Here is a 24,563-nt window from a genome sequence, read left to right on the forward strand (position 1 = left end):
TTCAGAAACCTTACTGACTTATTCTCCCCGCACTTTCTTTGGCTTTATAAGGTGCGGGCATGACGCTGCGCGTTTTTTTCCTGTTGATACTGTGCGCCGGGCTGCCAGTCACCGCATCGGCGGGTGACTTGCCGACGCCCAAGCAGGGTCCGGTGTTGCGCATCCAGGGTTCCAACACCATTGGCGCGGCATTGGGGCCCGCGCTGGTCGAGGGTTTGATGCGCGAGCAAGGCTTGCTCAAGGTTCACAGCGAAGCCCCGGACACCGCCAACGAACTGCGGGTGGTCGGCGAAACCGTGCAAGGGCGACGGGTCGAGGTGGAAATCGCGGCCCACGGTTCCAGCACCGGCTTCAGCGCCCTGAAAAACGCCACCGCGGACCTTGCCGCCTCCTCGCGTCCGATCAAGGACAGCGAACTGCTGGCCCTGCAGTCCCTCGGCGATCTGAAGAGCCCCGGCGCCGAACAGGTCATCGCCATCGACGGCCTGGCAATCATCCTTCATCCGCAAAACCCGCTGAATCAACTCAACACCGAACAACTGGCGCGCATCTTCAGTGGCGAGGCACGCACCTGGGAAGAGATCGGCGGCAGCGGTGGGACGATTCATCTGTATGCGCGGGATGACCAATCGGGCACGTATGACACCTTCAAGGAAGTGGTGCTCAGTCGTCGTGGGAAAACGCTGAACAGCGCAGCGAAACGTTTCGAATCGAGCGAGCAATTGTCTGACGCAGTCAGCCTCGACCCGCAAGGCATCGGCTTCATCGGCCTGCCCTACGTGCGCCAGGCCAAAGCCGTGGCGATCGTCGACGGCCAGTCCCAGGCCATGTTGCCGCTCAACAGCCTGATTGCCACCGAAGACTATCCGCTGTCGCGCCGGCTGTTCTTATACCTGCCGCCCAACGGTAAGAATCCCTGGGCCGACGCGTTGGTGAAATTCGCACAGAGCAGCAAAGGCCAGGCCATCGTCGCGGCCAACGGGTTTATTGCCCAGACCGTCCAGGCCATGGCCGTCACACCGAATGCGCTGATGCCCGAAGGCTATCAGGCACTCAGCCGCCACGCCCAGCGCCTGACCGTGAATTTCCGTTTTGAAGAAGGCAGCGCGACGCTGGACAACAAGGCCCGGCAGGACCTGACGCGGGTGCTCGATTACATCCGGCAGAACGAGAAGACCAACCGGCAGGTGACGCTGGTGGGGTTTGGCGATGCCAAAAGCGATCCGGCGCGGGCCGACCTGCTGTCGAAACTGCGGGCCATGGCGGTGCGGCGGGAGCTGGTGAAAAGCGGCGTGGTGTTTCGCGAGATTCGCGGCTTTGGCGCCGAGATGCCGGTGGCGGCCAACAGTGCGGATGAAGGGCGGATCAAGAATCGGCGGGTTGAGGTTTGGGTGTACTGAAACCCGCCTGATTCAGTTACCGCAGTCTGGTGAGGGGAATTACCTGTGGCGAGGGGATTTAGCGAAACGTCGCACCGCCCCGTTCGGCTGCGAAGCAGTCGTCAATCCGGTTAACGCGGTCTTCCTGAAAAACATCGGTGACTGGAATGGGGTGGCTGCGCCACCCAACGGGGATAAATCCCCTCGCCACAGGATTTCTACTCGCCTCAGGATTTTGCAAAATCAGCCCAGCAGTTTCTCAAGCTGCGCCGTGGTATCCACCGCGCCCAGCGTTTTAGCGGCGTCCAGCGCGGACACACCATTGGCATCCTTGGCTTTCGGGTCAGCCCCCTTGCTGATCAGGTAATCGACGATTTCCACGCGGTTGAACATCGCCGCCATCATCAGCGCCGTACGGCCGTCGAACGACGAGCCTTCCACTTGCGCGCCACCTTCGACCAGTGCCTTGACCACCGCCAGGTCGCCCTTGAACGCCGCACCGGCTATCGGGCTCTGGCCGTTGTCGTTGCGGATCTCAGGGTCGGCCTTGTGCTCCAGCAGGACTTTCACGGTTTCCACATGACCGTGGTAAGCGGCGAGCATCAACAGGGTATCGCCCTTGTGGTTGCGCAGGTTCGGCGGCAGGCCTTTGGTCAGCAGCGCAGCCATCATGGCCGCATCGCCCTCGCGCGCCTTGTTGAAGACCTGTTCGGCAAACTCGGCGGCTTCTTCGGGGGACATCTGGCGGCTTTGATCGGACATTGGGGACTCCACTTACAGTTATTCGCAAAGCCGACAGTTTCCCGAGCGGCCCCGACACTGTCACTTCTTTTTTCTCAAGGCACGCCATAGCCACATTCAATAGCGGTACTTGCCACCGTGAATGTCCGCCAGCAATTGTTCGGTGACCTGCACGTAAGTCTCGCTCCCCGGCAGCCAGGCGTAGATCGGATCGTCGCCGGTCTTGCCAGGGTCGAAGGCTTCATTCTTGAGCCGGGTCTTCTGGTATTTGAAGGTGCCGGTGGTCTCCATTTTCACTTTCACCCGCAAAAACAACGGCACCGCATATGCCGGCATGTGTTCACGGGCGAAGGCCAGCAGTTCGCTGAAGTCCAGGGTCGCCAGGGATTCGGCCGGTGTGATCGCCGCCATCCCCGCCCGCCCGTTGGTGTTGCGCACTTCCACGCCATAGGCCACGGCTTCGGAAATGTTCGGGTGTTGCAGCAGGATGTTCTCGACTTCGGTGGTCGAGACGTTTTCACCCTTCCAGCGGTAGGTATCGCCCAGGCGATCGACGAATTGCGCGTGGCCAAAACCGATGTTGCGCAGCAGGTCGCCGGTGTTGAAGTAACGGTCGCCCTTCTCGAACACGTCGTGGAGCACGACTTTTTCGGTCTTCTGCGGATCGGTGTAGCCGTCCAGTGGCGCCTTCTCGTCGATCTTCGCCAGCAACAGCCCCTGCTCGCCCTTGGCTACCTTGCGCATGAAACCCGTGGCGTCCCGGGTCGGCGCGCCGGTGTCGTGGTCGTAGGCCGCCAGTTCCCAGGACATCAGGGAAAAACCGACGGTGTTGTCGAAGTTGAGCATGTTGGTGAAACCGATATTGCCATCGCTGGCCGCGTACAACTCGCAGATGTGGTTCACGCCAAAGCGCGTCTTGAATTCGCGCCAGGCGCCGGGGCGCAGGCCGTTGCCGATCATTTTCGTCACACCGTGGCGGCTGTCGTCGGCACTCGGCGGCTGATCGACGAGGTAGCGGCACAATTCACCGACATAACCGAGGGTGGTCGCCCGGTAGCTGCGCACATCGCTCCAGAACTGGCTGGCGCTGAACTTGCGGCGAATGGCGAACCCCGACGCCCCGCTGATCGCCGAGCCCCAGCACACGCACAGCCCGGTGGCGTGATAGAGCGGCAAGGTGCAATAGACGATGTCCTCGGGGCGCATGTTCAGGGCGATCAAGCCGAAGCTCGCGGAGCTGCGCATCCAGCGGCCGTGCTTGAACACGCCGGCCTTGGGCAACCCGGTGGTGCCCGAGGTGTAGATATAGAAACAAGGATCGTCGAAAAAAACCTGCTGGCTGCTGGCGGGGTTGTCGTCGGGGCTGTCGGCCGTTGCCGACATCAGGTTGATGAAGCCGTCTGGCGCAATGCCCGGCTGGCTCCAGGTGTCCTGGTCGGCGACAAACCAGGTGCGCGCCGCGTCGATCGAAACCCGCTCGCGCACCGCCGAAAACGCCGGGACCAGCTCTTCACCGACGATGATCGCCGCAGGCGCCACCAGGTTCAGGCTATGGGCCAGGGTATCGCGAGTCTGCGAGGTGTTGAGCAAGGCGCTGACCGCACCGACCTTGGCCACCGCCAGGATCGTCACCAGCAGTTCCGGACGATTCTCGATGAAGACCGCTACCACGTCGCCCTTGCGCAGGCCTTGGGCAATCAAGTGGTGGGCAATGCGGTTGGCCCACTGATTGACCTGTGAATAGCTGAGCACCACGGCGCCTTGCAGCAACGCCGGGCCCTCGGGATTGCGCAAGGTTGCCTGCTCGAAACTCCAGCCGAGGCCGCACGGTTGGGTCGGGTCCTTGACGTTGGCGGCCTTCATGCCCTTCACCACCCGAGGGATGGCCTTGGCAATCGAAGGCAGCTTGCGGAGCATCATGCCCCAGGTGATCGTGTCGTTCGTCGTGCGGCTCATGGTGGTTCCCGTGCGATGTTCTTATTGTCGGGCGACGGTGATTGAGCCCGAAAATACGTCAACGGTTCTTGAGCTGTACACGCGGTTTTTGAAATGTTTTGTATCCGCGGAAAAGGCCTGCAACATCGCGATCGTCCACGCCCTGATTGGTTCCATGGAATCGACGCCAACCTCGCAAAATGCAGGATGCACGATGGCCATTCATGCAGATTGCACGAAAGCGAAAAAAAGACTAAAAATTAACTTATTGATTTATAACGGTTTTTAAAAAATCAGGTGCTGGCACAATCACTGCAACTACCTCTGCATGCTTGCCATTCAAGAGCTTACGGAGCCGATAGACATGAACCTGATCCAAGAAAAATTTTCGTCCCTGTTCTCCAACTTCGAAGTGACCACCCAGCCTCGTCCGGACGGTGGCATCCTGCTGACCTTGCGCAGCACCGAAGGCAAAGTGTTCAAACGCTCGATTTCCTACCAGCAATTGCATGCCGGTGATCAGCTGTCGTGGGTGATCAGCGCCATCCGTCGTGACCTGGCTGAACAGGCCAGCGAACTGCCGCAGATTTCCATGCTGCAAAGCCAGCAGCGGTTTGCGTTGCCGACTTATCATTCGGCATAAACGCGCTCTCGCTGTAAACAAACAGGCCGTGCCAGCTTTCGCTGCACGGCCTGAGTTGTTTCTGGAATCACACCCATTCTCCCTGTGGGAGCGGGCTTGCTCGCGAAAGCGGTGGGTCAGTTAATATTGAACCGACTGATACACCGCTTTCGCGAGCAAGCCCGCTCCCACAGGGATCAGTTTCTGCACAGTTAGAACGTGGAAGGATCGATCCGCGCGAAGCTGTCCACGGTCACATGCCCCGCCAATTCCCCGCCTTCACGGGCCAGTCCGCAGGTCGCCATACCCGCCGTGCGCGCCGCATCCAGCTCTTCGACGATATCGGACAAAAACAGAATCTGCGCCGCCTCCAAGCCAATCGCCCGGGTAATGCGCTGATAAGACTGCGCCTCACGCTTGGGCCCCGACGTGGTGTCGAAATAGCCGCTGAACAGCGGTGACAAGTCCCCCGCCTCCGAGCAGCCGAAAATCAGTTTCTGCGCCTGGATCGAACCGGAGGAGTAGACAAACAGTTTGAATCTCTCCTGATGCCAGCGCTTCAGCGCTTCGACGGCGTCCGGGTACACGTGGCCTTTCAACTGCCCGGCCTGATAGCCCTGCTCCCAGACCATGCCTTGCAACGCCTTGAGCGGCGTGGCTTTGCGGTCTTCGGCGATCCAGCCCAGAAGGATCTCGATAACGCGCTCGACGTCCGCGTCCGGCTCATCGCTGTCTCGGCGCACGGCGGCCAGTTGCTCGGCGACATCGGCGCGCGTGGCGTGCTGGCGAACGAAGTCCGGCAGGTGTTTGGCGGCGTATGGAAACAGCACGTCGAACACAAAACTCACCGCGCTGGTGGTGCCTTCGATGTCGGTGAGAATCGCTTTGATCGGCATCGGCTCAGTCCTCAAGACGCGGGAAGCGGCTGGCGATGTCTTCGCCGGTGAAATTGGCCACCCAGCCTTCGGGATTGTTGAACAGGCGAATGGCGACGAAATGCGGATGCTCGCCCATGTCGAACCAGTGCGGGGTGCCGGCCGGCACCGAGATCAGGTCGTTCTTCTCGCACAGCACGGCGTACACGTAATCGTCGATGTGCAGGGTGAACAAGCCACGGCCGGCAACGAAAAATCGTACTTCGTCTTCGCCATGGCGGTGTTCGTCGAGGAACTTGGCGCGCAATTCGGCTTTTTGCGGGTGGTCGCTGTTCAGGCTGATGACGTCGACGGTGATGTAGCCGCGCTCGGTCATGAGTGTGTCGATTTGCTCCTGATACGCGGCGATCACCTCTTCCTGGCTGGCGCCCGGCTGGATTTTCGCAGTCGCTTGCCAGCGGTCAAAGCGCACGCCCTGCTCGGCCAGGGTCGAGGCGATGTCTTCGAAATGGGTCAGCACCTTGTTCGGAATGTCAGGGCTTGAGACGTGGTAGACGGACAGGCTGCTCATCAGGGCAACTCCTTAACGGTTCATGCTTTGCGGTTTAAAACCGAGCGGGTCTTCAACTCGCACTCGAACAAAAATTCAAAGGCCTCGATTTGCCGCAGCGCATCGCTCATGCGCGCCCCCCAGGTGTAGAGGCCATGACCGCGGATCAGATAGCCGACGCAATCGGGATGGGCTTCCAGCCAAGGCTGCACCTTGGCGGCGAGCCGCGCAATGTCCTGATCGTTGTCGAAAATCGGCACCCGCACCCGTGATTCGTGGGTGGATACGCCGCTGAAGGCTTTTTGCAGTTCGTAGTCTTCGAACTCGATGAAGTCTTCAGGCGTCAGGCGCGACAGCACCGTGGCGTTCACCGAATGGGTGTGCAGCACCGCGCCGATTTCCGCGCGCCAGCTGTAGAGCTGGGTGTGCAACAGGGTTTCGGCAGACGGTTTCTTACCCGGCTCCAGGCTGTTGCCCGACAGGTCCGTGGCCAGCACATCGTCGAGGCCCAACTGGCCCTTGTGCTTGCCGGACACCGTCAGCAAGGCTTCGGTCGGCGACAGCCGGGTCGAATAGTTGCTGCTGGTTGCCGGCGACCAGCCGCGGCCATACAGAAAACGCCCGGCGTCGATGATTTCCTGGGCGAGGTGTTCACGGGTAAGGCTCATGGCCTGTCCTCTTGCATACGTGTGGCAATGATAACGGCAGCGGCGAAGGCTGCGAGACTGGCAATACTAAAGGTGAACGTGGCCCCGAGGGCATTCCAGCTGTAGCCGGAGTACAAGGCGCCCAGTGCGCCGCCGGTGCCGGCCAGCGCGGCATACAACGCCTGGCCCTGCCCTTGCTGGCGCGCACCGAAGCTACGTTGCACGAACTGGATGGCAGCGGCGTGAAAGCTGCCGAACGTCGCAGCGTGCAGCACTTGGGCGAACAGCAGCACCCAGACGAATTCGGCGAACGAACCCAACAATAACCAGCGCAGCGCCGCTAGCAGAAAACTCGCCAGCAGCACCCGGCGCACGGAAAAACGCGCGAGGATCTTGCTCATGGCCAGAAACATCAGGACTTCGGCCACCACACCGAGGGCCCAGAGCATGCCGATCAAGCCACGGCTGTAACCCAACCGCTCGAGGTGCAAGGTCAGGAAGGTGTAATACGGACCGTGGCTCATCTGCATCAGCGCCACGCAACCGTAGAACGCCAATACGCCGGGGTTGCGCATCTGCTTGAGAAATCCGTCTCCGGTGATTCGCTCACCCTGGACCGGTTGGGCATTCGGCACCCACAGGCTGCTGACCACGATCCCGGCCATGATCAACACCAGCGCCACCGGGTAAATGTCGAGGCTGAGCCATTCGAACAAGCGCCCCAGCGCCACCACGGTGATGATGAAACCGATGGAGCCCCACAAACGAATCTGGCTATAGCGCTGCGTCTGGCCCTTCAAATGCGCGAGAGTGATGACTTCGAATTGCGGCAACACCGCATGCCAGAAAAACGCATGCAAGGCCATGACCATCGCCAGCCAGGCGTAGGACTTGCTGACGAAAATCAGCGAGAACGTGAATAACGTGCAGACCGCACCGAAACGCACGATGGCCAGGCGCCGGCCGGTGTAGTCACCGAGCCAGCCCCAGATGTTCGGCGCGACGCAACGCATCAGCATCGGGATCGCCACCAGCTCGCCGATGCGTGCGCTGGAAAAACCCAGGTGATCGAAGTACAGCGCCAGAAACGGCGCTGTCGAACCGAGCAAGGCGAAATAGAACAGATAGAAACTGGAGAGCCGCCAGTACGGAAGCGCCGCCACGGCCGTCAGACCGCAGTGGCGTAAAGGTCAGCCATCAAAGCTGACCCAGCACCGGCGTGCTCACGCGCACATCGGCGTTCTGCCCGCGGTGACGCAACAGGTGATCCATCAGCACAATGGCCATCATCGCTTCTGCAATCGGCGTGGCGCGGATGCCGACGCACGGGTCGTGGCGACCTTTGGTGACGACCTCCACCGGGTTGCCATGGATGTCGATGGAACGCCCCGGCGTGGTGATGCTCGAGGTTGGCTTCAACGCCAAATGCGCAACAATCGGCTGACCGGACGAGATACCGCCCAAAATGCCGCCGGCGTTGTTGCTGAGGAAACCTTCCGGGGTCATTTCATCGCGGTGCTCGGTGCCGCGCTGGGCAACGCTGGCGAAACCGGCGCCGATTTCCACGCCCTTGACCGCGTTGATGCTCATCAGCGCATGGGCCAGTTCGGCGTCGAGGCGGTCGAAGATCGGCTCGCCGAGGCCCGGCATCACGCCTTCGGCAACCACGGTGATCTTCGCGCCGACCGAATCCTGGTCGCGACGCAGTTGGTCCATATAGGCTTCCAGCTCCGGCACTTTGTCCGGGTCCGGGCTGAAGAAGGCGTTTTCTTCGACGCAATCCCAGGTCTTGAACGGGATTTCGATCGGGCCGAGCTGGCTCATGTAGCCGCGAATGACGATGCCCTGGGTGGCCAGGTACTTCTTGGCAATCGCGCCGGCCGCCACGCGCATGGCGGTTTCCCGCGCCGAGCTGCGACCGCCGCCGCGGTAATCGCGTTCGCCGTACTTGTGGTGATAGGTATAGTCGGCGTGGGCCGGGCGGAACAGATCCTTGATCGCCGAGTAGTCCTTGGACTTCTGGTCGGTGTTGCGGATCAACAGGCCGATCGAGCAACCGGTGGTGCGGCCTTCGAAAATGCCGGAGAGGATTTCAACTTCGTCCGCTTCCTGACGCTGCGTGGTGTGGCGGCTGGTGCCGGGCTTGCGGCGGTCGAGGTCGCGCTGCAAATCCTCGAGGGAAATCTCCAGACCCGGCGGGCAGCCGTCGACAATGGCGACCAACGCCGGACCATGGCTTTCGCCTGCGGTGGTGACAGTGAACAGCTTGCCGTAGGTATTGCCGGACATGCAGGACGCTCCGTGAAATGAACCTGAATACGTAATGCGCGCCAGTATACGCAGGCTACCCAAGTAGTTCATCCTCGAACCTTATGGGTGCCCGCGAGTCCAACCGGCACCTTTGTGAATGATGGCGTGATGATGCTGCGAGTTTTAGCCTTGAGCCTTACCTTGTTTACCGGCTTTGTACAGGCCACTGTCCTGCAACGGCCGATCACGCTGGATACCGGCACCGGGGAGCTTTTCGGCTCGCTGTTGCTGCCGAAATCCGACAAACCCGTGCCGGTTGTCCTGATCATTTCCGGCTCCGGTCCGACGGATCGCGACGGCAACAACCCCGACGGTGGGCGCAACGACAGCCTCAAACGGCTGGCGTGGGTGTTGGCCAAACACAACATCGCCAGCGTGCGTTACGACAAACGCGGCGTAGCGGCGAGCCTCGCGGCGACCCCGGACGAACGCAATCTGTCGGTGGAAGCCTATGTAGCCGACGCCGAAGCCTGGGGCCGGAAGCTCAAGACCGATCCGCGATTCGGCCAGTTGATCCTGCTGGGCCACAGCGAAGGCGCGTTGATCGCCAGCCTTGCGGCGCCGAGCATCGATGCCGCAGCGGTGATTTCCATGTCCGGCAGCGCCCGGCCGATCGATCAGGTGCTGCGCCAGCAACTGAGCAATCGCCTGCCGCCACCGCTGATGCTGCGCAGCAACGAATTGCTGGACAGCCTCAAGGCCGGGAAAACCGACGACAACGTGCCGCCGCAATTGCAGGTGATTTTCCGCCCGAGTGTGCAGCCGTACCTGATTTCACTGTTCCGCCAGGACCCGGCGGCAGCGTTCGCTAAATTGAAGATGCCGGCGTTGATCATTCAGGGCAGCAACGACATTCAGGTCGGTGTCGATGACGCCCGGCTGCTCAAGGCCGCCAAACCCGACGCCGAACTGGCGCTGATCGACGGCATGAACCACGTCATGCGCATCGTGCCCAACGACGTCAAACGGCAATTGGCTTCTTATAAAGATCCGCAATTGCCGCTGGCCGCCGAGCTCGGCACGCGTATCCTCGGGTTTATTGACGGACTTCGCTCCAGTTAAGCGCTTTTGCCCTCCAGACTTATAAAAAACGGCCGATAAGCCTTTGTCGCCAGCGCTATGACTGGCGACAAGCTGAGCTTGGACAGGATCTCGCCGTTATGACTGATACCCCGACTTCACCCGACACCACCGCTGAAAAAGACGCACCGCCAGTGGTCGAGCTGCCGTGGGCGGACGTCCACGTCGAGCACCACAAGATGCTCCGTCTGGCGCCGTTGCAGACCGATCGCAACACCGGCGGACGGCCATTGCGCTTTGTCGAATTCGGCTACGCCGAACGCAACGACAAGCAACGCAGCCTGTTGCGCATGACCATTTCGCTGCCCGGCCAGCGCGTGCGCAAGGAACAGAACCACCTCGACGTGTGGGTCGATCACACCACCAAACGCGTGCATTTCGGGCCGGACAGCGGTTTGCAGATCGAGCCGATGAACCGTGGCATCGGGCGCTATATGGCGGCCCAGGGCATTACCTGGGCGAAAAAACGCTGGCCCGGCTACACCGTCGACGGCACCGACCTGAACAACAAGGACGCGCTGAACGAAGATACGCGCCTGCGCCGCGATCGTTTTCTGAAGGCGCACGGGTTTGAAGTGGCGTATGCCGACGCCCAGCATTTGAAGGGCAGCGTCAAAGAGGTGCAGGTCGGCGACCTGTTGGCCGACTGGAACACCGAGAAGCTGCAGCAGGTGGAAATTCTCGAAGCGGCGCAGATGCTCCAGCAGGCCGAGCAGAACCTGGCCGAGCAGGAAGTGAAACTGAAGAAGCACGAGGAGAAGGTCAGCAAGTACAAGCGTGAAGACGCGGGACTGCGTTTCACCATTACGTGCCTGGTGGCGTTTGCGGTGTTTCAGGCGGGGTTGTTGATCTGGATTGCGACGCACCGGTAAAGGCTTGAGACCGCGGCGCGGCCTTCGCTGGCAAGCCAGCTTGTATGTTTAGACTTGAAGGGGTGGGCGGGACTAAAGCCTAGCTTCTGACTCTGACCAGTACAGACCGTGGGAGACTTCGTCCCGCCCCTTCACCTAATGCGCCGATAAGGAATGCATCGGCCTAGACCGACGATAGAAACAAGCCAGCGCAACGGTGAACCCCGACAAGTCTTTAAACCCTAGCTCGGAGGGCGTGCCATGACAATTCATGTTTCGCAGGTGGTCGTGGGTGTGGATGTCGCGAAGGACGAGATCGTTGTTTATCGATCCGATCTGGAGCAAGTCTTGATTGTTTCGAACGAGCGATCGACCCTTAAGAAGTGGCTCAAGGCGCTGCCCGCAAACAGCGCCATTGCCCTCGAAGCCACCAACACCTATCACCTCGATACGACAGAGATGGCCCATGAAATGGGTCATGACGTTTACGTCATCGATGGCAGCCGTCTTAATCGATACCGCGAAGGGATAGGTATTCGGGCTAAAACAGATGCCCTGGATGCAGCGTTGCTGGCTCGTTACTTGAGTAAAGAGTCCGACAAGTTGAGGATTTGGAGTCCGCCTCCAAAGGCCTACACACAACTCAAAAGCTTGCTGCGTCGTCGGGCCGAGCTTGTTCGGCATCGTGTGGCCATCAAACAAAGCTGGAAGGACGAACCGTTGCTCGAAGAGGCATTGGCCGACTATCTGGCATGCCTTGAGCAGATTGAAAAAAACATACAGAAAGTGCTGAAGAGCATTGTCAGCGAAGCTGACATGGACGCGCAGGTAAAACGCTGCCAAGCGGTTGAGGGTGTAGGCGTCCTGACGGCTACAGCTGCAGTCACCGCCTTTATGCGTGGAGATTTTTCCGACAGCGATGGCTACATTGCCTTTCTAGGAATGGATCCGCGAGTCAGACAATCGGGAAAGAAGGATCAGAAACGATACTTATCCAAACGAGGCGATTCGGAGTTCCGGCGCTTATTTCATAACAGCGCCATGGCCGCGAGTCGCTCTCCAGCCTGGAAACCTTACTATCAAAGCTATCTGGCAAGAGGCATGAAGGGCACTCAAGCCATGGTAATACTTGCCCGTAAGCTGGCCAGAGTACTGTTTGCCTTGATGAAAAATCAAAGCGAGTACAAGCCAAGTTCTATGTTTGGGGGTTGCCCCCAAACATAGAATCTCCCACAGGTCAAGTGTGTGCCGCATCATTCAGACACGGCACAATCCCTGTGGGAGCGGGCTTGCCCGCGAAGGCGTCCTAAAGTCAGACGCGTGAAGCGAACAAAGCCTGATGCTCCCGGCACTGCTGCGCCGTCAACATGAACACGCCATGCCCGCCGCGCTCGAAATCGAGCCAGGCGAAGTCGACCTCCGGGTACAGCGCCTCGACGTGAACCTGGCTATTGCCCACTTCGACAATCAGCAAGCCCTTCTCGGTCAGGTGCTCCCCCGCCTCAGCCAGCATGCGCCGCACCAGATTCAAACCATCGTCGCCACAGGCCAGGCCCAACTCGGGTTCGTGCTGGTATTCCTGCGGCATGTCGGCGAAATCTTCGGCATCGACGTAAGGCGGATTCGACACGATCAGGTCGAAGCGCTGTCCCGGCAAACCGTCAAAACCATCGCCCTGGACCGTGTACACTCGCTCATCGACGCCATGGCGCTCGATGTTCTGATTGGCCACTTCCAGCGCTTCGAACGACAGGTCAGCCAGCACCACTTCGGCGTTCTGGAATTCATAGGCACAGGCAATACCGATGCAACCGGAACCGGTGCACAGGTCGAGAATCCGCGCAGGCTCGGCGCCGAACCACGGTTCGAAACGCTTTTCGATCAGCTCGCCAATCGGTGAACGCGGGATCAACACACGCTCATCGACAATGAACGACATGCCGCAGAACCAGGCCTCGCCCAGCAGGTAAGCGGTCGGGATGCGTTCTTCGATACGGCGCTTGAGCATGCGCTGCAGTTTGACCACCTCGTCTTCTTCGAGGTTGCAGTCGAGGTAACTGTCAGCAATTTCCCACGGCAGGTGCAACGCGCCCAACACCAGTTGACGGGCTTCGTCCCAGGCGTTGTCGGTCCCATGGCCGAAAAACAGATCCTCCCCATGGAAGTGGCTGACGGCCCAACGGATATGGTCGCGCAGGGTACGAAGTCGGGAAGTGATCACGGGGGCAAACTCCAGAAAAAACGACTGGCGATTCTAACAGCCAAAACGCTCCACGACGACGCAGGAAAAACATCCGCCCAGATGTAGGACACTTCCATTTTTCGCGCTGGCTATTGAACAAAACGAGTATCTTGACAACGCTGCGGGCCAGCAACGACGGCCCCTGCGATGGTAGCGATTCACAGAAGCGCTCAGCCAGAGGACAATGTCGCAAAAGCCCCACCCGAAGGAGCCCCAGAATGTCCGTTCCACAAACGATGTTTCAACTCAGCGGCCGCGGTTACGCAGCAGCCAAACTGGGTCACGCGACCCTTGTCATCATCGATGCCCAGAAAGAATACCTCAGCGGCCCCCTGGCCCTGGTCGGCATGGATGCGGCCGTCGCGAACATCAAGCAACTGGTGAGCGCTGCCCGCGCAGCCGGCCGGCCCATCGTGCATGTGCGCCACCTCGGCACCGTCGGCGGGTTGTTCGACCCGCAAGGCGAACGCGGTGAGTTCATCCCGGGCCTGGAACCACAGGTCGACGAAACCATCATCGGCAAACTGCTGCCGAGTGCGTTTCATGGCACCGAACTGCTGGAACGCCTGCAGAATCTCGGTTCGCTGGACCTGATCGTGTGCGGTTTCATGAGCCATTCCAGCGTCAGCACCACCGTGCGTGCCGCGAAAAACCTGGGCTTTCGTTGTACCTTGGTGGAAGACGCCTGCGCAACGCGCGATCTGCCGTACAAGGGCGGAGTGTTGAGCGCTGACCACGTTCAACAGACCGAAATGGCGATCATGGCGGACAACTTCGCCACCCTCGCCCTGACCCACGATCTGATCTGATCGACGCTCGATGAGCGGCTCATGCCGCCGCTCATCCGCAAAAGCCTCTCATTAGCTGTAAATGTCATAGCCTCAGGAACATCCCGGTCAACTCCCGGTCGAAGGGCCGATACCCATTGAGGAAGGTCGGAATGAAGTTATCCGATGGTTTTGACGCACGCCGCTTGCGGCCCAAAGGCCAAAGCAACTGGCGTTTTCGATTCGGCGCAGCGTTTGCTGCCTTGCTGGCGACCTGCGGTGTGTTGCTGGCGATGGCCGGCGCCGCCAGCCTGCTCGGTCGCCCGCCGGCACTCGGCGAGCTGAACGCCAGCCCGCTGGGTTCGGCAATCATTCTGGCGGTCGGCCTGTTCCTGCTCTACGTGGGCGTTTGGCTGTGGCGTCGCTGCCGTCGCCGCGCGCGCCAGTCGCGAGAGCTGAACATGTCCCCGCATTTGATGAAAAAACACGACTGAATTGACGGTCTGGCGTTTAGCAGGCCCCAATTGTTATCGATCGTGTCTCGACTTGGGTAAACTGGCCGCCCTTCGCGGAGGCTGACATGCAAGACGACGATTTTTCCCTGTTCAAAAGCGCGATCCAAGGCGTAAAGCCGATCAAGCACGATCGCGCCGAAACCGGCAAACCCAAGGCTGACCGCGCACAGATCGCCAAGCTGCGTCAGGCCGCCACTGTGCGCACCGATGCCACCACCGTTGACGGCCTGTCCGATCAGTTCGTCATCGACGTCGGCCCGGAAGACGAGCTGATGTGGGCGCGCGACGGCGTGCAGGAAAGCCAGATGCGCAAGCTCAAGATCGGCCAGATCCCGTTCGAAGGCAGCCTCGACCTGCACGGCATGAACGTGGAAAAGGCCCGGGAAACCCTCTGGGCTTTCCTCGCCGAAGCAACCAAATTCGAAATCCGCTGCGTACGCGTCACCCACGGCAAAGCCGTGCGCCTGGACGGCAAGCGACCGATGATCAAAAGCCACGTCAACACCTGGCTGCGCCAGCATTCACAAGTGCTCGGCTTCACCTCGTGCCAGGCCAGGCATGGCGGCGCCGGCGCGGTTTATGTGATGCTCAAGCGCACCATGATGGAAGGTCGCGACGAGTAAAGTCGTTGCGCTCCCCTTGCAGTCGTATCCGCCACACTGATTTGGCTCCTGGCTGACCACTCAGTACAGGCATGCCGACTTGCAATGATATGGGAGCTCCCGTAATACTTCGCAGATGGAATTTAAAGAAAGACTCAAAACAGCCCGCCAACACGCCAAGCTCAATCAGACTGAGCTTGCCGAGCGCGCAGGGCTGACGCAAACCTCAATCTCCGACCTCGAGCGCGGGAAATCGAAGGCGACTGCCTTTGTTGCCCAGATCGCCTCAGTGTGTGGCGTTTCACCGATGTGGCTGGCTGAAGGTGTCGGTGACATGCTTAAAGGGGTGTCCGATGCTGCTTCGTTGAATCGCCCCCCTCCAGGCATTTCAATGTCAGACATCCAGCCTTGGGACGACAGCACCCCCCTGGATGATGATGAGGTTTATGTCCCCTTCCTGCGTGAAGTTGAGCTGGCGGCTGGGTCAGGCCGTTTCGTAATCGCAGAAAACGAAAGTGCCAGGCTGCGTTTCTTCAAGAAAGATCTGCGTCACAATAACGTTCAGTTCAACAATGCCAAGTGCGTGGTGGTGAGCGGGAACAGCATGCTCCCGGTGCTGCGCGACGGTGCCACCGTTGGCATGAACATCGGAAAGAATTCGCTGGGCGACATCGTCGACGGCGACATGTACGCGATCAATCACAACGGCCAGCTCCGCGTGAAACAAGTCTACCGACTGCCCAGTGGGATCCGCCTGCGCAGCTTCAACCGTGACGAGCATCCGGACGAGGACTACACCTTCGCCGAGATCCAGGAGCAGCAGATTGCGATCCTGGGTCATGTCTTCTGGTGGGCGATGTATTCGCGGTGAACTGAGTTGCGGTGATTCGTGAGCGTCCAGTGCCATGACGTGCAATACGGCAAATCGACGCCCATCCATGAGGAGCTCGCCAAGCGCGGGCTTTTTTTTCGCCTGGAATATAGGCACAGAATAAAATATGGGAATACCCATTTACATAAAATATGGGAGCGCCTATATTTCTATTCAAGCGAACGGGAAATCGTCCGGGAGCTGCCAACTATCACTTCTGCCCATTCATTGAGTGGGCAGTGGGATGTAGGCCTGCATCAAACGCAAGGCTCACCAGAGCAAAAAGCAACATCAATGGACTGAGGCAAAAATCATGACTGTAGACATCAGCAACTTCACCATCGCTACCCCGCTTCCAATCTCCGACACCAACCCGATTGCACTTGAGCTCATCGGCTGGCGAGCACTGCTCGAATGCCCCGACGTCATCTCGATGCTTGATGATGGTTCAGTGCAGATGACGGCGCCGACACTTGGAGCCTCGAGCAAGAGCACGCATCGAACTCGCTGTGAGTGGAAGGAGCCAGGTTACTGGCTGTTCTCCAGCGCGGCGGACCACTGGAACCGCCAGGAAATGCGACTGACCAAAGTCAACTCGCTGCAGAAAGTCGTGATTGGCCAGATTCATGTGAAGGGTTCAGAACGACCTCCGGTAAAGGTGTTCTGGAACAAAGGAAAAATCACCATGGGGTTCCGGTCAAGCTACCTCCAGGACGATCCGGTCAACTCGACGGTGTTGGAGAATGTACCGCTCGGAGCACTTTTCAAAATCAACATTCACGCCAACTCGAACGGCGCCATCTCTGTATCCGCTAGCTGTAATGGCGTCAAATCCACTTCCGCGATCATGCGCCTCGACAACACCTGGGACACGAAAGCTCTTGCCTTTCACGGCGGCGTGTATAACCAGATCGACTACTCCGACACCACCGACCCGCTGGACGGTTCTGTCTGCATCATCAGCGATCTGTCGATCACTCACGCCTGATACCATCTGTTCGGCCTTATGAACAAAACAGATTTCAGGGAAGCATCACTGCTGCAGCCTGGCGACAGGCTGTAGCGGGATGCGGATAAAATCCGGCAGGCCCGCGTGACCGACAGACACCTCCGGGCTGCAATGCCGTTTTTGGGCTTCGCGCCCGCTGGCAATACAACTGCCGTCACACATACGCTACCATGTGCCCCATGTCGGGGATGAACCCTGCGTTTATTGCCAGTCAGCTCAGTCATAGCGTTCAGATATTGCTATCGACCTGCGCCCGATGGAGCAACTCCAGCAGCGATTGGAGTAAACCCGGGAAGCTTGAAAAGAGCCTGATTGGCACACAATTGGTACAGACAGAAACAGTACCCCTCTGAAACCCTTATGGAATCAGCCCCTGTGACACTGGAACAGAATTACACCGCGATTCTCGGCCAACTGGGCGAGGACGTCTCCCGCGAGGGCCTGCTCGACACGCCAAAACGTGCCGCCAAAGCCATGCAGTACCTCTGCCGCGGTTATGAACAGACACTCGAAGAAGTCACCAACGGTGCCTTGTTCAGCTCCGACAACAGCGAAATGGTGCTAGTGAAAGACATCGAGCTGTACTCGTTGTGCGAACACCACCTGCTGCCGTTCATCGGCAAGGCCCACGTTGCCTACATCCCGAGCGGCAAAGTGCTGGGGTTGTCGAAAGTCGCGCGGATCGTCGATATGTACGCCCGCCGCCTGCAGATCCAGGAAAACCTCAGCCGCCAGATCGCCGATGCGGTCCAGCAAGTCACCGGCGCCCTGGGCGTTGCGGTGGTGATCGAGGCCAAGCACATGTGCATGATGATGCGCGGTGTGGAAAAGCAGAACTCGTCGATGATCACCTCGGTGATGCTCGGTGAGTTCCGCGAAAACGCGGCCACCCGCAGCGAATTCCTCAGCCTGATCAAATAATTTGCAACACGAAGAAAACCGGCATTCATCGCCGGTTTTTTTTCGCCTGTGAAAAATCAGGTAAGCTGCGCGACTTCTTTCGCCCCGTGAGGCTTATACCGTGTTCGTAAAAGCGCTTCGTGTCGGCCTTGGCCAACTGATCATCTTCATCGACTTCATCACCCGTCCTGGCAAGAAGCAGCGTCCTGCCGAGGCTCAGGCCCAGGTTGAAGCGGCCGCCAAAGGCCTGACCTTGTATCAGTTCCACGCCTGCCCGTTCTGCGTGAAAACCCGCCGCACTTTGCGCCGCCTGAACGTGCCGGTGGCCTTGCGCGATGCGAAGAACAGCGAGCAGGATCGCCAGGCCCTGCTGGAGCAAGGTGGCAAGATCAAGGTGCCGTGCCTGCGCATTGAGGAGAATGGCCAGACCACGTGGATGTATGAGTCGAAGATGATTATTGATTATCTGGATAAGCGATTCGCGGCAGCCTGAGGTTTTTGTGGTCGCTGACTGACGCTATCGCGGGCAAGCCCGCTCCCACAGGATCCGTGTCGTGCTCAAAATATGTGATTGACGCTGAACCCTGTGGGAGCGGGCTTGCCCGCGATGAGGCCCGCCCAAACACCACAAAATCCAGACAAAAATAAACCGGCCCATTGGCCGGTTTATTTATTTCCACCCTCCCCTCAAGCCGCTTTCGCCGCCTGCGCCTGCCTCACCACCGCCGCCAATTGCTTCAACCCTTCATTCTGCCGCGCCTGGGTAAAAGCCAGGTGGCGGCTGATCAAGCAATCCATCTGCTGTAGCTGTATCGACTTGCCCGCGATGGCGTCCTGTGAGGCGATATATCCCTATTGCCAAACTTTTCGTCTACAAAACCAAAAACATTATTTGCATTATTTGTATACAAAAGCATAATCCACTGCGTGCGAGTTCCTGACCAAGCGGTCAACAAATTCGCGAATGCCTCAAAGGGCCGCTGCCACCCTCATGGGTCCGGCCCTGGAAATAACAATAAAACTCTTGAGGAGTACTCGCTGTGGAAAGCCGCAAATCCGAAGCCCCGACGCTCGAACTCTCGCCGCCGTTACGCAATGGCTGGCTGGAGCGCATCTTCAAACTCAGCTTGCATGGCACCACGGTGAAGACCGAGCTGATTGCCGGCCTGACAACCTTCATCACCATGGCCTACATCATCTTCGTCAACCCCAACATCATGGCTGACGCCGGGATCGATCATGGCGCCGCCTTCGTCGCCACCTGCATCGCCGCCGCGCTGGGCTGCCTGCTGATGGGCCTGTACGCCAACTGGCCGGTCGGCCTGGCACCGGGGATGGGTTTGAACGCCTTCTTCACCTACACCGTGGTCGGCACCATGGGCTACAACTGGGAAACCGCTCTTGGTGCGGTGTTTGTCTCCGGCGTGTTGTTCATGTTCCTGACCTTTTCACGGATCCGCGAATGGCTGCTCAACAGCATTCCGGTGAGCCTGCGCTATGCGATGGGCGCCGGGGTCGGTCTGTTTCTCGGGCTGATCGGTTTGAAAACCGCCGGTATCGTCGTCGATAGCCCGGCCACCCTGATCAAGCTTGGCTCGTTGCGCGAACCTGGCCCGCTGCTGGCCGCCATCTGCTTCCTGATGATCGCCGTGCTCAGCTACCACAAGGTTTTCGGTGCGATCCTCATCAGCATCATCACCGTGACGCTGGCCGGCTGGGGCCTGGGCCTGGTGCATTACGAAGGGATCATGTCGGCACCGCCGAGCCTGGCCCCGACCTGGATGGCCATGAACGTCGCCGGCGTGTTCAACGTCAGCATGATCAGCGTGGTCCTGGCCTTCCTCTTCGTGCACATGTTCGACACCGCCGGCACCCTGATGGGCGTTGCCCAGCGCGCCAACCTGGTGAACGCGGATGGCCGGATCGAAAACCTTTCCCGTGCCATGAAAGCCGACAGTGCTTCCAGCGTATTTGGTGCGGTGGTCGGGGTTCCGCCGGTCACCAGTTATGTTGAAAGTGCTGCGGGTGTCGCCGCGGGTGGTCGGACTGGTCTTACCGCAGTGACCGTAGGTGTGCTATTTATTGCAGCCATGTTTTTCGCACCGCTGGCTGGCATGATCCCGGCCTACGCCACCGCCGGTGCGCTGATTTATGTAGCAATGCTGATGATGGGCGGCATGGCGCACATCGAATGGGACGAAGCCACCGACAGCATTCCGGCGATCGTCACCGCGATCATGATGCCGTTGACCTTCTCGGTCGCCGACGGCATCGCGCTGGGCTTCATCACCTACGTGGCGCTGAAGGCCGGCACCGGCAAGTACAAGGAAATATCCGTCAGTCTGTGGGTACTCTGCGCGATCTTCATCGCCAAGTTCGTTTTCTTGTAAGCCGTAGACGATTCAAAACAGCCTCACCCCGTCGGGTGAGGCTTTTGTGCAAATGGAGGAAAGTGATGAGTCTGGAAACCTGGCTGCTGTTCAGCGGCGCTGCGCTGGTGGTGATCCTGATCCCGGGGCCCTTGTCTTTGCTGATGATCAGCAACAGTCTGAATTACGGTTTGCGTCGTTCTTACCCGGCGTTTCTGGGTGGCGTGTTTGCTTCGATCTGCCTGCTCAGTGCGTCGGCCCTGGGTTTGGGCGCGTTGTTGCTGGCGTCGGAACAGCTGTTCAGCGCGCTGAAAATCGTCGGTGCGCTGTACCTGTTCTACCTCGCCTGGCAGAGCTGGCAGCAATCGCGCCAGCCATCCGTAGGCGCCGAAGTGCCCCAGGCGGCGCCGATCCCTCGCTTCCGTGCCCTGTTCGGGCGCGCATTCATGTTGGGCGCCAGCAATCCGAAAGACATTCTGTTCTTTGCCGCTTTCCTGCCGCAGTTCTTGAGCGCCGAGCAACCGTTCCTGCCGCAGTTGCTGGTGATGATAGCGACGTGGACCGTGCTGGATCTGCTGTGCAAATTGGCTTATGGGCTGGGTGCGCATGGGGCGGCGCGGTACTTGCGCAGTGGCAAGGGGCAGAGTTGGTTTAACCGGGTGAGTGCGGGTTTGTTCAGTGGTGCGGGTGCGGCTTCACTGTTGAGCAGCTAAAAGCAAAAGCTTCGCGAGCAAGCCCGCTCCCACATTTGATCTTCGTCGCACTGAAGATCAAACGTGGGAGCGGGCTTGCTCGCGAAGGGGCCCTCTCAGACACCACATTTCCCGGGGCCAAAAAAAGCCCGCAGTGTGAGCGGGCGAAAGACCAAAGAAGCTATATGCGCAGTCGCTTCTCGGAGGAGGCAGCTGCTTGGGGGATCAGCTGCCGCGGTACGTGGAATAGCTATACGGCGAAATCAGCAACGGCACATGGTAGTGATCCTGCTCCGCAGAGATGCCGAACCGCAGCACCACCACATCCAGGAACGCCGGCTCCGGCAGCTGAACGCCACGGGCGCGGTAGTAATCGCCCGCATGAAACTGAACCTGATAGACCCCGGTGCGATAGTCATCGCCCTGCAACAGCGGTGCATCGACACGGCCGTCGCTGTTGGTTATCGCACTGGCGACCAATTCCAGTTGCGAACCTTCAACGCGGTACAGCTCAACCTTGATCGAGCTGCCCGGGCAACCGTGTGCAGCGTCCAAAACGTGTGTAGTCAAACGTCCCATTGATTCTGCGCGCCTGCCTGCGTGGAGCAGTCAGACCTCGCGCCTCCCGAAGTCAGTTGAAAAGGAGACCGCACCGATTCGGAGCACGAAAAGCTGCGGCGAGCGACTGATTAAGACACTTTTAAAAAAAATTGTACACAATAAAAACGACATTTTTAATGCTACCCCCGCCATTCACGGTTTACCGGCGAATCTGCCGCCGAACCATGGGATCAAAGGACCTTCCATCCATTAGCTGACCAATCAGGCAGGTTTCTTGCAATAACATGTGAAGATGACAGCTGATGAAAAATGCGAAAATTCAGGCTTACAAAGTGGATATAAAGTTGTATACAATCAGCCCATCGCTGTGACGCCAGCCTGACTTCCCACATGCAGGCACGCCACACAACCTGTCAACACGAATAAGAAGGAAGACTGCAGTGAGCGCTGACTACCCACGCGACCTGATCGGTTACGGCAGTAACCCTCCTCACCCACACTGGCCGGGCAATGCCCGCATCGCCCTGTCCTTCGTGCTCAATTACGAAGAAGGCGGCGAGCGCAACATCCTGCACGGCGATAAAGAATCCGAAGCCTTCCTCTCGGAGATGGTCTCGGCGCAGCCGCTGCAAGGCGCGCGCAACATGAGCATGGAATCCCTTTACGAGTATGGCAGCCGTACCGGCGTCTGGCGGGTTCTGAAACTGTTCAAGGAATTCGACATTCCGCTGACCATCTTCGCCGTGGCCATGGCCGCCCAGCGTCACCCGGACGTGATCCGCGCGATGGTCGATGCCGGTCACGAGATCTGCAGCCACGGCTATCGCTGGATCGACTACCAGTACATGGACGAAGCGCAGGAACGCGAGCACATGCTCGAAGCGATCCGCGTGCTCACCGAAATCACCGGTGAACGCCCACTGGGCTGGTACACCGGCCGCACCGGCCCGAACACCCGTCGCCTGGTGATGGAAGAAGGCGGCTTCCTCTACGACAGCGACACCTACGACGACGACCTGCCCTACTGGGAACCGAACAACCCGACCGGCAAGCCGCATCTGGTGATCCCTTACACCCTGGACACCAACGACATGCGCTTCACCCAGGTCCAGGGTTTCAACAAGGGCGACGACTTCTTCGAATACCTCAAAGACGCGTTCGACGTGCTGTACGCCGAAGGCGCCGAAGCACCGAAGATGTTGTCGATCGGCCTGCACTGCCGCCTGATCGGCCGCCCGGCGCGCCTGGCCTCGCTCAAGCGCTTTATCGAATACGCTAAAAGTCATGAACAGGTGTGGTTCAGCCGCCGCGTCGACATCGCTCGCCACTGGCATGAAACCCACCCGTACCAAGGGGCTGCGAAATGAGCCACTTCCAGACATTGAAACCCTCGACCCTGAGCCGCGACGCGTTCGTCAAAGCCTTCGCTGATATCTACGAACATTCGCCATGGGTGGCCGAGAAGGCCTTCGACCTGGGCCAGGACGCTTCGATCGACGAGATCGAAACCCTGCACCAGCGCATGAGCGACATCCTGTTGAGTGCTGATCACGAAAGCCAATTGGCCCTGATCAACGCTCACCCGGACCTGGCCGGCAAAGCCGCCGTCCAGGGCCAGCTGACCGAAGCCAGCACCAATGAACAGGCTGGCGCCGGTATTCACCAATGCACGGCCGAAGAGTTCCAGCGCTTCACCGAGCTGAACGACGCCTATAAAGCGAAGTTCAAGTTTCCCTTCATCATGGCGGTAAAAGGCAGCAACCGGCATCAGATCCTCGCGGCGTTCGAAACGCGCATTCACAACCCGGAAGACACCGAGTTCAAGTGCGCGCTGGCGGAGATCAACAAGATCGCCCTGTTCCGATTACTGACCCTATAGCGACCTTGGCCCGAGCGACACTGAACGCATACATCGCCCAGGGCCCTGAGAGCATCCCAAGCCAACTAATTAAAGGCAGACAAGAAGAATGAAAGCTTACGCCGTACCTTTCGAGAAGTTCGTCAACCTGGCCGACGCCCGCCTGGGCACCAAAATCATCTCGGTCACCGATGACTGGTTCGCAGACGCCAACCGTCTGTTCCAACCGACCCCGGCCGTGTGGAAGGAGGGCGTGTTCGATGACAACGGCAAGTGGATGGACGGCTGGGAGTCGCGCCGCAAGCGCTTCGAAGGCTACGACAGCGCGGTAATCCGCCTGGGTGTACCGGGCTCGATCAAAGGCGTGGACATCGACACTTCATTCTTCACCGGCAACTTCCCGCCGTCGGCTTCGCTGGAAGCCTGCTTCCTGGCTTCGGGCGAACCGGACGACAACACCCAGTGGACTGAAGTCCTGTCGGCCGTCGAGCTGCAAGGCAACAGCCACCACTATCACGAAATCAGCAACGACCAGGCGTTCAGCCACCTGCGTTTCAACATCTACCCGGATGGTGGCGTGGCCCGTCTGCGTGTGTACGGTATTCCGTTCCGCGACTGGTCCGCTGTCGGCGACAACGAGCAAGTCGACCTGGCCGCAGCTTTGAACGGCGGTCGCGCCCTCGCCTGCTCCGACGAACACTTCGGCCGCATGAGCAACATCCTCAACCCGGGCCGTGGCATCAACATGGGCGACGGCTGGGAAACCGCACGCCGTCGCACGCCGGGCAATGACTGGGTGATCGTCGCGCTGGGCCACGCAGGCGAGATCGAAAAAGTCATCGTCGACACCCTGCACTTCAAGGGCAACTACCCGGACACTTGCTCGATCCAGGGCGCGTTCGTCAAGGGCGGCACCGACAGCCAGATCGAAACCCAATCGCTGTTCTGGCGCGAACTGCTGCCGGCGCAGAAACTGGAAATGCACGCTGAACACACCTTCGCCGAGCAGATCAAGGCGCTGGGCCCGATCACCCACATCCGCCTGAACGTGTTCCCGGATGGTGGTGTAAGTCGCCTGCGCGTTCTCGGCAAGATCGCGAAGTAAGCGGTGAACCGAATCGCTGGCAAGCCAGCTCCCACAGGTTTTGTGAACGACGAAAACCTATGTGAGAGCTGGCTCGCCAGCG

General features: G+C 59.3%; 25 protein-coding genes and 1 pseudogene. 17 read left to right on the top strand and 9 right to left on the bottom strand.

Annotated elements, in window-relative coordinates; genetic code table 11:
- The first annotated feature begins 59 nt into the window (after positions 1-59).
- Positions 60-1,400 carry a substrate-binding domain-containing protein gene (locus J2Y86_RS07460; protein ID WP_253429270.1) on the top strand — a complete coding sequence of 447 codons (1,341 nt, stop codon included), beginning with the start codon at positions 60-62 and terminating at the stop codon, positions 1,398-1,400.
- 222 nt (positions 1,401-1,622) lie between these two features.
- Here J2Y86_RS07460 and J2Y86_RS07465 read toward each other — a convergent pair whose 3' ends face one another.
- Together J2Y86_RS07465 and J2Y86_RS07470 are read right to left on the bottom strand one after the other, a co-directional pair.
- Positions 1,623-2,141 (bottom strand): ankyrin repeat domain-containing protein, encoded by a 519-nt coding sequence (locus J2Y86_RS07465; RefSeq protein ID WP_253429272.1) that lies wholly within the window; start codon positions 2,139-2,141, stop codon positions 1,623-1,625.
- Between the two features lie 96 nt (positions 2,142-2,237).
- A complete protein-coding gene (locus J2Y86_RS07470) occupies positions 2,238-4,076 on the bottom strand; it encodes a long-chain-acyl-CoA synthetase (RefSeq protein ID WP_253429275.1) in 1,839 nt (612 codons plus the stop codon).
- 343 nt (positions 4,077-4,419) lie between these two features.
- Between J2Y86_RS07470 and J2Y86_RS07475 the strand changes: the two genes are divergently transcribed.
- The gene (locus J2Y86_RS07475) at positions 4,420-4,698 is read left to right on the top strand and encodes a DUF3509 domain-containing protein (RefSeq protein WP_017339634.1); all 279 of its coding nucleotides are present in this window, start codon (positions 4,420-4,422) and stop codon (positions 4,696-4,698) included.
- Between the two features lie 191 nt (positions 4,699-4,889).
- Here the strand turns inward: J2Y86_RS07475 and mtnC are convergent, their stop codons facing one another.
- From mtnC to aroC, 5 genes are read right to left on the bottom strand one after another with little or no spacing between them, the layout of a single operon-like run.
- The gene (gene mtnC / locus J2Y86_RS07480; RefSeq protein WP_253429277.1) at positions 4,890-5,573 is read right to left on the bottom strand and encodes an acireductone synthase; all 684 of its coding nucleotides are present in this window, start codon (positions 5,571-5,573) and stop codon (positions 4,890-4,892) included.
- A 4-nt stretch (positions 5,574-5,577) separates the two neighbouring features.
- On the bottom strand, positions 5,578-6,123 hold the full coding sequence (locus tag J2Y86_RS07485; RefSeq protein ID WP_253429279.1) for a 1,2-dihydroxy-3-keto-5-methylthiopentene dioxygenase: 546 nt from the start codon (positions 6,121-6,123) through the stop codon (positions 5,578-5,580).
- Positions 6,124-6,143: 20 nt separating this feature from the next.
- Positions 6,144-6,770 (bottom strand): methylthioribulose 1-phosphate dehydratase, encoded by a 627-nt coding sequence (locus J2Y86_RS07490; protein ID WP_253429281.1) that lies wholly within the window; start codon positions 6,768-6,770, stop codon positions 6,144-6,146.
- Positions 6,767-7,912 (bottom strand): MFS transporter, encoded by a 1,146-nt coding sequence (locus tag J2Y86_RS07495; protein WP_253429283.1) that lies wholly within the window; start codon positions 7,910-7,912, stop codon positions 6,767-6,769. The genes J2Y86_RS07490 and J2Y86_RS07495 overlap by 4 nt, the downstream gene beginning before the upstream one ends.
- 34 nt (positions 7,913-7,946) lie before the next feature.
- Complete coding sequence (aroC, locus tag J2Y86_RS07500) at positions 7,947-9,038, bottom strand: chorismate synthase (protein ID WP_253429285.1); 1,092 nt, start codon at positions 9,036-9,038, stop codon at positions 7,947-7,949.
- Positions 9,039-9,121: 83 nt separating this feature from the next.
- Between aroC and J2Y86_RS07505 the strand changes: the two are divergent.
- The 3 genes and pseudogenes from J2Y86_RS07505 to J2Y86_RS07515 all read left to right on the top strand — a co-directional run bounded on the left by J2Y86_RS07505 (position 9,122) and on the right by J2Y86_RS07515 (position 12,214).
- Positions 9,122-10,121, top strand: a pseudogene (locus J2Y86_RS07505) (alpha/beta hydrolase).
- 98 nt (positions 10,122-10,219) lie between these two features.
- A complete protein-coding gene (locus tag J2Y86_RS07510) occupies positions 10,220-11,011 on the top strand; it encodes a hypothetical protein (RefSeq protein ID WP_253429289.1) in 792 nt (263 codons plus the stop codon).
- A gap of 240 nt (positions 11,012-11,251) precedes the next feature.
- Positions 11,252-12,214, top strand: coding sequence for an IS110 family transposase (locus tag J2Y86_RS07515; protein WP_253429291.1), 963 nt, complete (start codon positions 11,252-11,254; stop codon positions 12,212-12,214).
- An 88-nt stretch (positions 12,215-12,302) separates the two neighbouring features.
- Here the strand turns inward: J2Y86_RS07515 and prmB are convergent, their stop codons facing one another.
- Entirely contained in the window at positions 12,303-13,211 is a 909-nt protein-coding gene (gene prmB / locus J2Y86_RS07520; RefSeq protein ID WP_253429293.1) for a 50S ribosomal protein L3 N(5)-glutamine methyltransferase, read from the bottom strand.
- Between the two features lie 239 nt (positions 13,212-13,450).
- Here prmB and J2Y86_RS07525 point away from each other — a divergent pair, with 239 nt between their 5' ends.
- The 9 genes from J2Y86_RS07525 to J2Y86_RS07570 all read left to right on the top strand — a co-directional run bounded on the left by J2Y86_RS07525 (position 13,451) and on the right by J2Y86_RS07570 (position 20,978).
- A complete protein-coding gene (locus tag J2Y86_RS07525; protein WP_253429296.1) occupies positions 13,451-14,041 on the top strand; it encodes a cysteine hydrolase family protein in 591 nt (196 codons plus the stop codon).
- 131 nt (positions 14,042-14,172) lie between these two features.
- Positions 14,173-14,493 carry a hypothetical protein gene (locus tag J2Y86_RS07530; RefSeq protein WP_253429298.1) on the top strand — a complete coding sequence of 107 codons (321 nt, stop codon included), beginning with the start codon at positions 14,173-14,175 and terminating at the stop codon, positions 14,491-14,493.
- 86 nt (positions 14,494-14,579) lie between these two features.
- The gene (locus J2Y86_RS07535; RefSeq protein WP_059404684.1) at positions 14,580-15,137 is read left to right on the top strand and encodes a Smr/MutS family protein; all 558 of its coding nucleotides are present in this window, start codon (positions 14,580-14,582) and stop codon (positions 15,135-15,137) included.
- Between the two features lie 115 nt (positions 15,138-15,252).
- A complete protein-coding gene (locus J2Y86_RS07540) occupies positions 15,253-15,987 on the top strand; it encodes an XRE family transcriptional regulator (protein ID WP_253429300.1) in 735 nt (244 codons plus the stop codon).
- Positions 15,988-16,300: 313 nt separating this feature from the next.
- On the top strand, positions 16,301-16,975 hold the full coding sequence (locus J2Y86_RS07545; protein WP_253429302.1) for a polysaccharide lyase family 7 protein: 675 nt from the start codon (positions 16,301-16,303) through the stop codon (positions 16,973-16,975).
- A 396-nt stretch (positions 16,976-17,371) separates the two neighbouring features.
- Positions 17,372-17,917 (top strand): GTP cyclohydrolase I FolE, encoded by a 546-nt coding sequence (gene folE / locus J2Y86_RS07555; protein WP_010456659.1) that lies wholly within the window; start codon positions 17,372-17,374, stop codon positions 17,915-17,917.
- A 100-nt stretch (positions 17,918-18,017) separates the two neighbouring features.
- Positions 18,018-18,389: a glutathione S-transferase N-terminal domain-containing protein gene (locus J2Y86_RS07560; RefSeq protein WP_253429304.1), complete on the top strand. Its 372-nt coding sequence runs from the start codon at positions 18,018-18,020 to the stop codon at positions 18,387-18,389.
- Between the two features lie 547 nt (positions 18,390-18,936).
- Entirely contained in the window at positions 18,937-20,286 is a 1,350-nt protein-coding gene (locus tag J2Y86_RS07565) for an NCS2 family permease (RefSeq protein WP_437180654.1), read from the top strand.
- Between the two features lie 65 nt (positions 20,287-20,351).
- Positions 20,352-20,978, top strand: a complete 627-nt coding sequence (locus J2Y86_RS07570; protein ID WP_253429306.1) for a LysE family translocator — start codon at positions 20,352-20,354, stop codon at positions 20,976-20,978.
- Between the two features lie 204 nt (positions 20,979-21,182).
- On the opposite strand, the gene uraH is transcribed toward J2Y86_RS07570, so the two are convergent.
- Positions 21,183-21,536, bottom strand: coding sequence for a hydroxyisourate hydrolase (gene uraH, locus J2Y86_RS07575; RefSeq protein ID WP_008031462.1), 354 nt, complete (start codon positions 21,534-21,536; stop codon positions 21,183-21,185).
- A 422-nt stretch (positions 21,537-21,958) separates the two neighbouring features.
- Between uraH and puuE the strand changes: the two genes are divergently transcribed.
- From puuE to alc, 3 genes are all read left to right on the top strand, one after another.
- Positions 21,959-22,885: an allantoinase PuuE gene (gene puuE / locus J2Y86_RS07580; protein ID WP_253429308.1), complete on the top strand. Its 927-nt coding sequence runs from the start codon at positions 21,959-21,961 to the stop codon at positions 22,883-22,885.
- Positions 22,882-23,397, top strand: coding sequence for a 2-oxo-4-hydroxy-4-carboxy-5-ureidoimidazoline decarboxylase (uraD, locus tag J2Y86_RS07585; RefSeq protein ID WP_253429310.1), 516 nt, complete (start codon positions 22,882-22,884; stop codon positions 23,395-23,397). The genes puuE and uraD overlap by 4 nt, the downstream gene beginning before the upstream one ends.
- A gap of 88 nt (positions 23,398-23,485) precedes the next feature.
- On the top strand, positions 23,486-24,481 hold the full coding sequence (gene alc / locus J2Y86_RS07590; RefSeq protein WP_253429312.1) for an allantoicase: 996 nt from the start codon (positions 23,486-23,488) through the stop codon (positions 24,479-24,481).
- Positions 24,482-24,563: the final 82 nt, after the last annotated feature.

Origin of the sequence: Pseudomonas migulae (genome assembly GCF_024169315.1) — a bacterium.
In the GTDB taxonomy this organism is placed as follows: domain Bacteria; phylum Pseudomonadota; class Gammaproteobacteria; order Pseudomonadales; family Pseudomonadaceae; genus Aquipseudomonas; species Aquipseudomonas migulae_B.